We start from the raw sequence: 12272 nt of genomic DNA on the forward strand, positions 1-12272 counted from the left end.
ACTGTCATCGTGCTCGCCTCCCTTTTTTATTTGATCCTATTGATTGATTCTTCGGTTATATGATAACCCACATTTCCGGAATCTCGTAGGACAAAAGTCACAACGGGGAAGAAAAACCAAGGCTGCAGACAAATTGGCAAAAGGATTATCCAAACGAATGCGCTTTGATACAACCTCGTCTCTTTTTTTGTGGATAAGTTAGACCTGGGGCTGATGTAGTCCAGCTTACGAGTACGGAGTTAACTCCGTAATTGAAGGGGAAAGTATGATATGAAGGTGTCCCGCATGTTTAAGACGGGAATACTGATAGCAGTTTTGAATCTAACGGTAATTTCAGTCCTGTTACTGAGGGCTGTTCCAATCTCTGCACCGGAATCCTCCAGCGGCAAACCCGAGGGGACCCGGCGTTGTCAATCCTGGTAGGGGGCTGCCTGTCTGGAAGGAACGTCTACCTACAGCCCTGCCATCATCGCCGATTGATTTGATAGGGTGCCTCTGTCCTCACTTCCCGTTTTTATCCTCATCTATCCTGTATCCGGGTGGCGACCATTGTGCCGTCTGCCATCTCGACGAACCTGACCCTGGCGCTCTTGCCCACTGCCAGGTCGTCATCCAGCCGCGTAGAGCCGGTGATTTTGAAAGTACGCCCGCCGACCACCCACTCATCACTGCCGATAGACTCGACGGTGCCGCTGAACCTCTGCAGGACAGCCTGGATTTCAGTAGCCACCAGCGTGCCGTCAGATATGGTGATAAATTCGACGCGCACCACAACGCCAGCATCCAGGTTCCTGCCGCCCCTGCTGAGGTGGGTGGCGGCATTTATCTGGAAAGTGCGCCCGCCGATTACCCAGCTATCAGCACCTTTGGACTCTATGGCGCCGATAAACTTGTTGTCACCCTGGTCGGTCTCAATCTCGATAGCAAGCAGCGAGGCGTCCTGCATCCTGACAAATTCCACCCTGGCGACCACGCCGATCGCCAGCCCATCGTCCAGCCGGGTGGCATTGTTGACCTGGAAGGTCTCCCCGCCAATGACCCACTGGCTGGAGCCCATGGACTCGATTGCGCCGCTGAAGTGTTCGTCATCTTCATCGGTCTGAATCTCCGTAGCCAGCGCCGTACCATCCGCCAGGGTGACGAACTCCACCCGCGCCAGTACCCCCACCGCCAGACCACCATCGAGCCGGGTATTGGCGTCCACCTTGAACTGGCTCCCGCCGACAGTCCACATATCACCGTTGATTGATTCTATGGTTCCGCTGAAATGCTGGTCTTCTCCCAGCCGGCTGACCTGCTCCAGCTCCCGCTCTCCGCCACGCGAGCGTACCCTGACCGTCACCCGGTCACCAACCAGGCTTTGCGCCTGTGCTGCCGCTGACTGTTGTTCCACGGTGATGCGCAGGGTGCTGCCATCTTCCCGGGTAACCACCATCTCCTTGCCTTCCATGGCCTGCAGCAAGCCCCGAATATCCTCGGTGGTAGCGCCCTCACAGGCCGAGAACCCCAGGAGACCGGCCATCAGCACCAGTAGCGGGACCAGCAGTTTACCCCTGTTCTTCATCCTCTTCATCTGCTCCTCCTTCAGGTTATTCCCCCACCACGACCTCTCTTAATGCTGAAATAATCTCTTACTATTGACTAAAACAATAATTCTAATTATCTCTGACTTTGTGTCCTGCTCGAAATACGTAAACCCACTTATTTGGAACTGTGACCGTTACTTAGTTTGCCCGGAAAAGGCAGGGAAGCCACGGGCGGGGCACAGCCAGATACGCTGTTCGCTCAATACGGCGGGCGGTGAAGAGACGGGAGAAGTGACAGAAAGACAGGCGGGGAATATTTTAGAAAACAACCCCCCTTGTCATCTAAAAAGAGGTGTGCTATACTACCCACGGCTAGTTTGAGCCAGAGGGTATGACAATTGCTGGTTGATTATGGCTACATAGGTTTGTTTCTAGTGGTTGCGCTTCTATTTGCCGTTACTACCCTGCTTATTCCCGTTGCCCTCAGGTTCCTTAAAATCGTTCCCGGAAACCCCAATCCCGTCAAAAACTCCACCTTTGAATGCGGCATGGAGACCATCGGCAAGACCTGGGTGCAGTTCAATTTCCGCTATTATTTTTACGCCCTGGTTTTCTTAGTCCTTGATGTCCTGGTTCTTTTTCTATATCCCTGGGCGGTCAACCTCAGAAAACTGGGCTATGCCGGTCTCTTCAGCATCCTGATTCTCGTCGGCATCGTCCTCATCGGCTATGTCTACGCCTGGAGGAAGAAGGTACTGGAATGGAAATAGACAATATCATTGGAAAGCATATCTATGCCGACCTGGAATTAGACGCTACGGAAGGCCAGGCTATCGAGGTATTAAAGAAGAGCAGCCAGTTGCCTCTTGCCGACCCTGATAGCTGGCTCGACGAGGAGCTGCAGCGTAACGTCGTCCTGACCTCAATCGATAATGTCATCAACTGGGCGCGCCGTTCTTCACTGTGGCCGGCAATCTGCTTTCCGGCTTGCTGCGCCTTCGAGTTGATCGCCGCCAACGCTTCCCGCTTTGATCTTTCCCGCTTCGGCATGGAAATCCTGCGCGCCTCACCGCGCCAGGCTGACCTGATGATTACCGCCGGAACGCTGACCTGGAAGATGGCGCCACAGGTAAAACGAATCTACGAGCAGATGGCAGAGCCGAAATGGGTAATTGCCATGGGCGCCTGCGGTATCAGCGGCGGCATTTTCCGCTCATCCTATAATGTTGTCCCGGGATACAACCGTATCGTCCCGGTAGATGTCTACATACCCGGCTGCCCGCCCCGTCCTGAGGCGTTAATCTACGGGATACGGATGCTACACGAGAAGATTGCCCGGTCGCATACTGATATCCGCGGTTTCTGAATAAATATAGGCTCGAAAAGCCGGAATCAGAGAAGGATTGATGACAACAGCTTTATCAACCAGTGAGGTTGCCCGGCGGATTGCGGGGAATTTCCCGGAGGCCGTTATCAGCACCGACGATAAAGCCTTACTGGTCAGGACTGAGGCTATCTTCGGCATTCTGGAGCATCTTAAAACAGACCCTGAGTTCGACTTCGATTACCTCAACTACATCACGGCGGTTGACTACTACGACTACTTTGAGATCGTTTATCAGCTGACATCGCGGCAGCACAACCACAGCCTGGTACTAAAGACCCGCTGCTATGACCGGGAAAACCCGGTTGTCCCGTCAGTGGTCGGGCTGTGGCGGGGGGCTGATTACCAGGAGCGGGAGATTTACGACCTGCTGGGGATTAACTTTACCGGGCACCCCAACCTGAAGCGCATCGTTCTCTGGCAGGGGTTTGAAGGACACCCCCTGCGCCGGGACTATTTATAAAAGCATGGAGATTAAGTAGTTGGTACTGAAAACCGAACCCCTGGTACTTAACATCGGCCCGGTGCACCCCAGCACCCACGGAGTGTTCCGCATGCGGGCAACCCTTGACGGGGAAGTCATTATTGACGTGGAACCGGTCTTCGGCTACCTGCACCGCGGGATTGAAAAACTGGCCGAGGAACGCACCTACACAGGTATTATCCCGCTGACCGACCGCCTTGACTACCTGGCTTCGATGAGCAATAACCTGGCCTACGTCCTCTCCGTGGAAAAGCTGGCGGGGATAACCGTCCCGGAGCGCGCCGAGTACCTGCGGGTGATCCTGGCCGAGCTGCAGCGCATCGCCAGCCACCTCATCGCCGTCGGCGCTTTCCTTAACGACTGCGGGGCTTTCTTTACCCCTTTCCTCTACATGTTCCGGGAAAGAGAGAAAATCGTCGACCTTTTTGAGATGATCAGTGGACAACGCCTGCTCTACAACTACATGCGCGTCGGCGGCTTTAACCAGGATGTCCCCGAAGAATTCCTGCCGGCGGTGCGCAAGTTCGTCCGGCAAATGCCCGGTTTCATTGATGAATATGACCGTCTCCTCGCCGAGAACGAGATACTGCTGGCGCGCTCTAAGGGCGTGGGCATCCTCCCCAGAGAAACGGCCCTGGATATCTGTGCCAGCGGCCCGGTGCTCAGAGCCTGCGGCGTGCCGTGGGACATCCGCAAAGTAGACCCTTACTCCATCTACGACCGTTTTGAGTTTGACATCCCCACCGGCATTATCGGCGATTGCTATGACCGCTACCGGGTAAGAATAGCCGAGATGCGTCAGAGCCTGCGCATTCTGGAGCAGGCATTAGCTCAGATACCGGCAGGCGCGGTGAAAAGTGAGGTGCCCCACCTGGTGCGCCCCCCCGCCGGGGACGCCTATGCCCACATCGAGGCCCCCAAGGGCGAGCTCGGCTTCTACCTGGTTTCCGACCGCTCCATCGCTCCCTACCGCTGTCATGTCCGGGCGCCAAGCCTGATAAACCTGACCGCGCTGCGCGAGATGATGGTCGGCTGGAAGATACAGGACGCCATCATCATATTCGGCAGCATTGATATTACCATGGGTGAGGTCGACAGATAATTGACGATATTTAACCTCGGCACAAGCCTGGAGCATTCCTGGCAGGCCCTGCCCCCGGACTGGCCGGGCGGGTTCTGGTGGCACTGGCTGGTGTTTACCATTATCATCCTGGGCTTTGTACTGACCACGGTGATGGGCTTTATCTGGCTGGAGCGGAGAGGGATGGGACGGATGCAGGCACGCCTCGGCCCCAACCGAACGGGACCATTCGGGCTGCTGCAGCCGGTGGCCGATGCTATAAAGGTGCTGCTCAAGGAAGATATCATCCCGGATAAAGGGGATAAAATAGTGCACTGGCTGGCCCCAATAGTCGCTTTTTCCCCGGTGCTGATGATTTTCGCCGTGGTGCCCTTCCAGAACGGGGCACTGCTGGCTGACCTCAACATCGGCATCCTCTACGTGGTGGCGGTAAGCTCCATCTCCACCCTGGGGATATTCATGGCCGGGTGGGGTTCCAATAACAAGTATTCCCTCCTCGGCGCCATGCGTGATGTGGCCGCTGTGGTCAGCTATGAGATCCCCCTGGTGCTCTCCGTTATCAGCGTGGTGCTGCTGGCCGGCTCTCTGTCCCTGAACGATATTGTGCTGGCGCAGAACGTCCCCTTTATTCTATTACAGCCCCTGGGCTTTATCCTCTTCTTCATCGCCGGCTGCGCCGAGATTAACCGCAGTCCCTTTGACCTCATGGAGGCGGATTCGGAGCTGGTCGCCGGATTTCACACCGAATACTCGGGGATGAAATTTGCCCTGTTCTATCTGGTGGAATACGCTGAGGCGCTGGCTATTTCCGCCATCATCGCCACCCTTTTCCTCGGCGGCTGGAGAGGCCCGGTACTGCCACCCTGGCTCTGGCTGATACTCAAGATTGTCATTGTGTTCTTCGTCATGATCTGGACACGGACAACCTTCCCCAGGGTCCGCATCGACCAGTTGATGGCGCTCGCCTGGAAATTCCTGCTGCCGCTGGCGTTGATTAACCTGTTTATCACCGGAGTACAAGTGTTGACCTGGCCGGAAGCCCTGCCGGGTATATTGATACCGGTCAACATCGGGATAACCGTAATACTGATACTGCTCTGGTCAAGATTCTTTAAGCTGGGCTGGGGCAGAGTTCAAGTTTAGGTAACATAAGCAGACCGGTACCATAAGTATGAAAATATTCAAGTCAGGATGGGTTAGAGTTGAAGTTTGAACGATACGGAAAAGGGCTGGCCAAAGGCTTGACGGTTACCATCAAATACCTTCTCCGTCATCCGGTGACGACCCAGTACCCGGAGGAGAGGCTGACCCCCTCGCGCCGCAGCCGCGGCAACGAGCTAATCTGGGATAATATCAAGTGCACCGGCTGCACCACCTGCGCCAGAACCTGCCCACAGGGTGTTATCAGTATCGTTACTTCAGTTAATCTTGAAGGTAACAAGTATAACGTTGAGAAAATCGAGGTGGATACCGGCTACTGCATATCCTGCGGATTGTGCGTCGAAGCCTGCCCTTACGAAGCGCTCTATATGGGTTACTCCTATGAGCGGGCGAAATACCGCCGCGGTGAGCTGATACAGACCAACGAAAGGCTGCTGGCATCTGCCGAGAGACCGGTCAGCGGCTACATGTACCCAAAGATTGCGGCCACGCTACCTCAGCAGACATTACTACTGTACCGGGGTATGGAGATGGAGAAGGAATAATGGGACTGGATATTGCTTTCTGGATACTGGCGGTTGTCGGCGTTTTTGCCGCTCTGGCAGTAGTCTCGTTACGCAATATCTTCCGGGCCGCCCTGTCCCTGGTGCTGTGTTTCCTGACTGTAGCCGGGATTTATATTACTCTCAGCGCTGATTTCCTGGCGGCGGTGCAGATTCTGGTCTACGTTGGCGGCATATCGATACTGATTATCCTGGCCATCATGCTGACCAGAGACGTCTCGCAGGGCAACCTTTCCAATAAATTACGCGTTCCGGCTTTTATCGTGTCGGTTCTGTTCCTGGCGGTACTGGGCTTTGCCCTGACCGGTACGCCGTGGGCGGTATCCACGGCAGCACCCCTGGAACCAACCACCGCAGCCCTGGCGGATAAACTCCTGGGTAGTGGTGGCTTTATCCTGCCGTTAGAGATTGCGGCCGTTCTTTTACTGGCCGCTATTTTAGGAGCGATAGTTCTGGTGAGGGAAAAGTAATCATGTCAGTAGGACTGGAACATTACCTGATATTATCCGCCGTCCTGTTTTCTATCGGACTCTACGGAGCGCTGGCGAAACGTAATGCCATCGTCATACTGATGTCAATTGAAATCATGCTCAACGCCGTCAATATCTCTATGGTCGCCTTCTCGCGGAACATTGTACCCACGTTATTGACCGGGCAGGTCTTCACCATCTTTATCCTGGTGGTGGCCGCCGCCGAGGCCGCCGTTGGACTGGCGATAATCATCGCCATTTACCGTAACCGTGAAACGATTGAAAGCACCGAAATCGACTTAATGAAGGGGTAGGGGGATTCAGAGGGATACAAGGGTGTGTAACCCGGAATAATTTTCGGGGAGTTCAAGAGGGGCGAAACCCCTCTCCCATAACCACCTTCCCCTCTCCTCTGAAGGAGAGGGGAACACAGAGGGTGAGGTAGAACAAATAGTATGTGGACAGAAGTTAAAAAAGCCAAGAACCTGATGACCGCGGAGATGTGGAAGAACCTCTTTGAGGGAGAGGGAATCCCGACCCGCATCCTGCCGGAAATTCCCGGGGAACCGCTAGACCGGGAACTGGCCAGCTACCGTGTCCTGGTACCCCAGGACAAACAACACATCATCGAAGAGGTGTTAAGGAAACTGTGATGCCGTATCAAGCAATCTGGCTCATATTTCTACTACCCGTTCTCTCTTTCTTGATAATATCGTTTTTGGTCAAACCCTTCGTCAGCAAAGAGTCCAGGGTTGCCGGTTATATCACCATTACGGCCATAAGCGGCTCATTAGTCCTGTCTCTCTGGACACTGACGGCAGCAATGGCAGCGCCGCAACATGAGCTGGCGGTACCGGACATTAGCTGGCTGGCAGTCGGCAATGAGTTCACCTTTAACCTCGGGCTGCTGGTTGACCCGCTGACGGCGGTGATGGTGGTGGTGGTGAGCCTGGTCAGCCTGATGGTGCAGATTTATTCCCTCGGCTACATGGCCCATTCTGTGGAGCATAATGACGGAACTTACACGCGTTATTATGCCTGGATGTCACTATTTACCGCTTCTATGCTGGGACTGCTCCTGGCCGATAGCCTGCTGCTGATATTCGTCTTCTGGGAGATGGTAGGACTTTGCTCTTACCTGCTCATCGGGTTCTGGTTCCACCGTCCCTCGGCGGCCAACGCCGCCAAAAAGGCCTTCATCGTTACCCGTCTCGGCGACTTCGGTTTCCTGGCGGCAATTCTGCTGATATTCGCCAAAACAGGCACTTTTGATATCGCGGAACTGCATGAGCTGGCCATCGCCGGAGCAATAGCCGGTAGCACCCTCACCTGGGCAGCCATCGGCATCTTTTCCGGGGCGGTGGGCAAGTCGGCCCAGTTCCCGCTCCACGTCTGGCTGCCGGACGCCATGGAAGGCCCGACCCCGGTCAGCGCCTTAATCCACTCGGCGACCATGGTATCCGCCGGGGTCTTTCTGGTAGCCCGCACCTTCCCCATCTTCGCCCCTTCCTTGGAAGCAATGACCACCGTCGCCGTTATCGGCGGCTTCACCGCCATTTTCGCCGCTTCCATGGGACTGGTGGCGACTGATATCAAGCGGGTGCTGGCCTATTCCACCATCAGCCAGCTCGGCTACATGATGCTGGGGCTGGGAGCCGCCGGGCTGGGTATGGCTCACGGGGGAGATGTAACCGTAGAAGCGGCTAAAGCGGCTACCGCCATCGGCATCTTTCACCTGTTCAACCACGCCTTCTTCAAGGCGTTGCTCTTCCTCGGGTCCGGCAGCGTCAACCACGCCACCGGAACATTCGATATGCGCCAGATGGGTGGCTTGCGCAAGGTGATGCCCTGGACCTATATGACCTTCGTCATCGGCTCGCTGAGCCTGGCCGGTATCTGGCCGCTAGCCGGTTTCTGGAGCAAGGACGAGATTCTCGCCGTCGCCCTGGAGAACCAGCCGGTGCTCGGAGTGCTGGCAATGATAACCGTATTTATGACCGCCTTCTATATGTTCCGCGCGGTATTTATGACCTTCGGCGGGGAGTACCGGGGAGGCAGCCCTGAAGCTCACGGCCACCCCCACGAGTCGCCTCCGGTGATGGTGATGCCGATGGTAGTCCTGGCGGGACTGGCCGTTATTTCCGGCTTCTGGAACGTTACTGGCGCCTTCGGCGCCTTCATGGGACACGGGGAGACACATGGTGTTATCGAGGGTCTCTTTGGTGTTTTCACTCACTCACCGATACCTTTAGTATCCCTGCTGGTGGCGTTATTGGGCATCCTGCTGGCATACCTGATGTACAGCGCCAAATCGCTCTCCGCCGAAACCACGGGCAACATTTTCAAGCCACTCTACACCCTGTTTTACCGCAAGTACTGGTTTGACGAGCTTTATGAGAATATTATTGTCAGGATAGTCCTGCTGAAAGGACTGTTCAACGCCCTGCAACAGGTCGATACCTACGGCGTGGATGGCATCGTCAACGGCGTCGCCAGCGGGGCGGTGGCCGGAGGCAGGGCTATCCGGCGGGTACAGACCGGGCAGTTACAGTTCTACGGATTATTTATCGGCATCGGCATCCTGGCGATTATCCTGGTGCTTTATTTCACCGGCTGAAAAGGAGTCAGTATAATTGGACTTTAATTATCTGACATGGATAGTCTTCCTCCCGCTAGTCGGGGCAGTCCTGATTGCCCTGTTCGGCGGGGGGCGGGAAAGGCTGGTTAAATGGCTGGCAGCTATTTTCACCGCTGTACCCCTGCTGCTGTCAATTATCACCTTCTTTAATTTCGATAAATCGGCGGCGGCGGCCGGAGTAATCCAGTTTGAGGAAAAGCTGGCCTGGATCGCCCCGCTGCGGGCTTTCTACCACCTGGGCGTTGACGGTTTGAGCCTGCCCATGGTGGTGCTGACCGCCTTCCTCGGCTTCATGGTAGTGCTCATCTCATGGAAGGAGCACCATAGAGTCCGCGAGTACTTCGCTTGGCTGCTGCTGCTGGAGACCAGCATACTGGGCGTGTTTTCCTCCCTCGACCTGCTGCTGTTCTTTATCTTCTGGGAGATAGAGATTATCCCGATGTACTTCTTAATCTCCATCTGGGGAGCGGGGCGGAAAGAATACTCGGCAATCAAATACGTTATTTATACCCTGTTCGGCAGCGCCATGATGCTGGCCGGTATCCTCAGTCTCTACTTGACTACCGGCAGCCTGAATATGGTAGACCTGGCCCAGAACCAGCTGGCGGCTCTGGTCACCTTCATTCCTCAAGCGGCTATCTTCTTCCTGCTGCTGACCGGTTTTGCCGTCAAGCTGCCGGTCTTCCCGCTGCACACCTGGCTGCCTGACGCTCATACCGATGCCCCTACCGCCGGCAGCGTGATGCTGGCCGGGGCGCTAATCAAGATGGGCGGCTACGGCATCATCCGCGTCTGTGTCAGCATCTTCCCCCAGGTAGCCCGCGACTACGCTCCTCTGCTGGTGGCTCTCGCGGTGATCAGCATCCTCTACGGGGCTGCCATCACCTTGAGACAGACTGACCTCAAACGGATGATTGCTTACAGCAGCGTCAGCCACATGGGTTATGTCCTGCTCGGTATTTTTGCTCTGGGACAGGTGAGCCTGACCGGGGCAGCGTTACAGATGGTCAGCCACGGGCTTCTTACCGGACTCCTCTTTGCCATGGCTGGTCTGACCATGCATAATGTCCATGAACGTGACCTGAGAAAGCTGGGCGGGCTGGCGGGGCAGATGCCGGTTATCGCCGTTATCTTCTCAATCGCCGGGCTGGGGTCTCTGGGACTGCCCACCACCAGCGGTTTTGCCGCCGAGTTTCTGGTCTTCGCCGGCAGTTTCTCCAGCACCCTGGTCAGCGGCATACAGCTTTATACCATCCTGGCCGTAATCGGGGTCGTCCTGGCCGCCGGCTACATCCTGTGGATGCTGCAGCGGACATTCTACGGACCGGTACTGGAGCAGTACGACGGCGTCAAGGACGCCGATACCCTGGAAAAAGTATACATGTTTGCCTTTGTAGCCTTGATTATGCTTGTCGGCATCTATCCGGCAATAGTGACCGATATTATTGGACTGGGGATTTCACCCATAGTGAACCTTTTAGGAGGGTAAAGTAGAAGCTTTGAATCTCGGGCTATTGGCACCAGCATTAAATCTAAGCGTCTTCCCTCTCTGGGCAGCTATTCTGCCGGAGTTGATCCTGGTTGCCTCCGCGATACTGGTTATCCTGCTCGACCTTTTTACCGAACGAAAGAAAGTGCTGGCCGCGGTCAGTATCATCGGTATTGTAATCTCGGCTTTCTTCAGCCTATCTCTGTGGAATTTTTCCCTGTCTTATTTCAACGGCATGTTTGCCCTGGACAGCTTTGCCGTCTTCTTTAAGCTGCTCTTCCTGGGCATTGCCGCCATGGTTATCCTCGCCTCACAGGACTACGTATCCCGGTTTGCCCGCTTCCAGGGAGAATACTATGCCCTGATATTGATTTCGGCGCTGGGGATGACGCTGATGGCGGCTACCACCGAGTTAATCTCAATCTACATCGCTTTAGAGTTGACCAGCATCCCTCTCTATGTCCTGGTCGGCTTTCTCAAAGACCAGAAATCAACCGAAGCCTCGCTGAAATACCTGCTGCTGGGGGCTATCGCCTCAGCCGTGCTGCTCTACGGCATGGCGCTGGTCTTCGGCTTTACCGGTGAAACGCAGCTGGGTGAGATTGGCCGGGTACTCCATACCATGACTCCGGCCGCTCTCTCCGCCAGCCCGGCACTGTTTCTAGGCATCGTGATGATGATTGCCGGTTTCGGCTTCAAGATAGCGGCGGTACCCTTCCACATGTGGGTACCGGACGTCTACGAAGGAGCGCCGACCCCGATAACCGCTTACCTTTCCGTGGGCAGTAAAGCCGCCGGGTTTGCCGTAATCCTGAGAGTCTTCAACTCCGCCTTCGGGCTTCCGGCATGGCTGAGCCAGGAATGGGGAATGGTTTTCGCCGTGCTGGCGGCTATCGGCATGACCCTGGGTAATGTTACCGCCCTTCCCCAGGTCAATATCAAGCGCATGCTCGGTTACTCCAGCATCGCCCAGGCCGGTTACCTGATGGTGGGGCTGGCGGCGATGGGCGTCGCTCCCGGCGCCGATGTTATCGGGCGGAGCGGGGTCATCTTTTTCCTGGCTGGCTATGCCGTCGCCAACCTGGGCGCCTTTACCGCCATCATCGCCATCTCCAACAAGCTTGACAGCGACCTCATTAAGGATTATTCAGGCGTGAGCAAGCGGGCGCCGCTGCTGGCACTGGCACTGAGCCTGAGCCTGATCTCCCTTATCGGTATGCCGCCCGCGGCCGGTTTTATGGCCAAGTTCTACATCTTCAGCGGGGCGGTACATAATGGCCTGCTCTGGCTGGTCATCATCGCCGTCATCAACAGCGTTATCTCCGCCTACTACTACCTGCGGGTGGTCAAGGTAATGTGGTTCGGAGAGCCAGCCTCCGCCGAGAAAATACCCTCCTCGAGCGCATTAAGGATTGCCCTGCTGCTCTCCTCCCTCGGTGTCCTGCTGCTGGGCATAGTTCCGGGTTACGTAATAAG

At 55.7% G+C, this 12272-nt stretch carries 12 protein-coding genes and 1 pseudogene; 12 read left to right on the forward strand and 1 reads right to left on the reverse strand.

Annotated elements, in window-relative coordinates; genetic code table 11:
• Window positions 1-520: 520 nt before the first annotated feature.
• Window positions 521-1573 carry a DUF5666 domain-containing protein gene (locus tag Q8Q07_00805; GenBank protein MDP3878831.1) on the reverse strand — a complete coding sequence of 351 codons (1053 nt, stop codon included), beginning with the start codon at window positions 1571-1573 and terminating at the stop codon, window positions 521-523.
• A 387-nt stretch (window positions 1574-1960) separates the two neighbouring features.
• Here Q8Q07_00805 and Q8Q07_00810 point away from each other — a divergent pair, with 387 nt between their 5' ends.
• From Q8Q07_00810 to Q8Q07_00865, 12 genes and pseudogenes are all read left to right on the forward strand, one after another.
• On the forward strand, window positions 1961-2296 hold the full coding sequence (locus Q8Q07_00810) for an NADH-quinone oxidoreductase subunit A (protein ID MDP3878832.1): 336 nt from the start codon (window positions 1961-1963) through the stop codon (window positions 2294-2296).
• Between the two features lie 101 nt (window positions 2297-2397).
• A pseudogene (locus Q8Q07_00815) lies at window positions 2398-2892 on the forward strand (NADH-quinone oxidoreductase subunit B family protein).
• A 40-nt stretch (window positions 2893-2932) separates the two neighbouring features.
• A complete protein-coding gene (locus tag Q8Q07_00820) occupies window positions 2933-3373 on the forward strand; it encodes an NADH-quinone oxidoreductase subunit C (protein ID MDP3878833.1) in 441 nt (146 codons plus the stop codon).
• A 19-nt stretch (window positions 3374-3392) separates the two neighbouring features.
• Window positions 3393-4496 (forward strand): NADH-quinone oxidoreductase subunit D, encoded by a 1104-nt coding sequence (locus tag Q8Q07_00825; GenBank protein ID MDP3878834.1) that lies wholly within the window; start codon window positions 3393-3395, stop codon window positions 4494-4496.
• A 48-nt stretch (window positions 4497-4544) separates the two neighbouring features.
• Window positions 4545-5618 (forward strand): NADH-quinone oxidoreductase subunit NuoH, encoded by a 1074-nt coding sequence (nuoH, locus tag Q8Q07_00830; protein MDP3878835.1) that lies wholly within the window; start codon window positions 4545-4547, stop codon window positions 5616-5618.
• A 59-nt stretch (window positions 5619-5677) separates the two neighbouring features.
• Entirely contained in the window at window positions 5678-6181 is a 504-nt protein-coding gene (locus Q8Q07_00835) for an NADH-quinone oxidoreductase subunit I (GenBank protein MDP3878836.1), read from the forward strand.
• On the forward strand, window positions 6181-6669 hold the full coding sequence (locus Q8Q07_00840) for an NADH-quinone oxidoreductase subunit J (GenBank protein ID MDP3878837.1): 489 nt from the start codon (window positions 6181-6183) through the stop codon (window positions 6667-6669). The genes Q8Q07_00835 and Q8Q07_00840 overlap by 1 nt, the downstream gene beginning before the upstream one ends.
• Before the next feature lie 2 nt (window positions 6670-6671).
• Window positions 6672-6983: an NADH-quinone oxidoreductase subunit NuoK gene (nuoK, locus tag Q8Q07_00845; GenBank protein MDP3878838.1), complete on the forward strand. Its 312-nt coding sequence runs from the start codon at window positions 6672-6674 to the stop codon at window positions 6981-6983.
• 141 nt (window positions 6984-7124) lie between these two features.
• The gene (locus tag Q8Q07_00850) at window positions 7125-7322 is read left to right on the forward strand and encodes a hypothetical protein (GenBank protein ID MDP3878839.1); all 198 of its coding nucleotides are present in this window, start codon (window positions 7125-7127) and stop codon (window positions 7320-7322) included.
• Window positions 7322-9286 carry an NADH-quinone oxidoreductase subunit L gene (gene nuoL, locus Q8Q07_00855; protein MDP3878840.1) on the forward strand — a complete coding sequence of 655 codons (1965 nt, stop codon included), beginning with the start codon at window positions 7322-7324 and terminating at the stop codon, window positions 9284-9286. The genes Q8Q07_00850 and nuoL overlap by 1 nt, the downstream gene beginning before the upstream one ends.
• A gap of 16 nt (window positions 9287-9302) precedes the next feature.
• Complete coding sequence (locus tag Q8Q07_00860) at window positions 9303-10796, forward strand: NADH-quinone oxidoreductase subunit M (GenBank protein MDP3878841.1); 1494 nt, start codon at window positions 9303-9305, stop codon at window positions 10794-10796.
• Window positions 10797-10806: 10 nt separating this feature from the next.
• The coding region (locus Q8Q07_00865; GenBank protein MDP3878842.1) for an NADH-quinone oxidoreductase subunit N at window positions 10807-12272 on the forward strand (1466 nt) is incomplete at its 3' end.

Source organism: Dehalococcoidales bacterium (assembly GCA_030698765.1).
Taxonomy (GTDB): domain Bacteria; phylum Chloroflexota; class Dehalococcoidia; order Dehalococcoidales; family UBA2162; genus JAUYMF01.

Bases quoted from the DNA above. Each gene is read 5' to 3' on its own strand.
- Q8Q07_00805 (MDP3878831.1), bottom strand. From the start codon at position 1,573: ATGAAGAGGATGAAGAACAGGGGTAAACTGCTGGTCCCGCTACTGGTG.
- Q8Q07_00820 (MDP3878833.1), top strand. From the start codon at position 2,933: ATGACAACAGCTTTATCAACCAGTGAGGTTGCCCGGCGGATTGCGGGG.
- Q8Q07_00840 (MDP3878837.1), top strand. From the start codon at position 6,181: ATGGGACTGGATATTGCTTTCTGGATACTGGCGGTTGTCGGCGTTTTT.
- nuoK (MDP3878838.1), top strand. From the start codon at position 6,672: ATGTCAGTAGGACTGGAACATTACCTGATATTATCCGCCGTCCTGTTT.
- Q8Q07_00850 (MDP3878839.1), top strand. From the start codon at position 7,125: ATGTGGACAGAAGTTAAAAAAGCCAAGAACCTGATGACCGCGGAGATG.
- nuoL (MDP3878840.1), top strand. From the start codon at position 7,322: ATGCCGTATCAAGCAATCTGGCTCATATTTCTACTACCCGTTCTCTCT.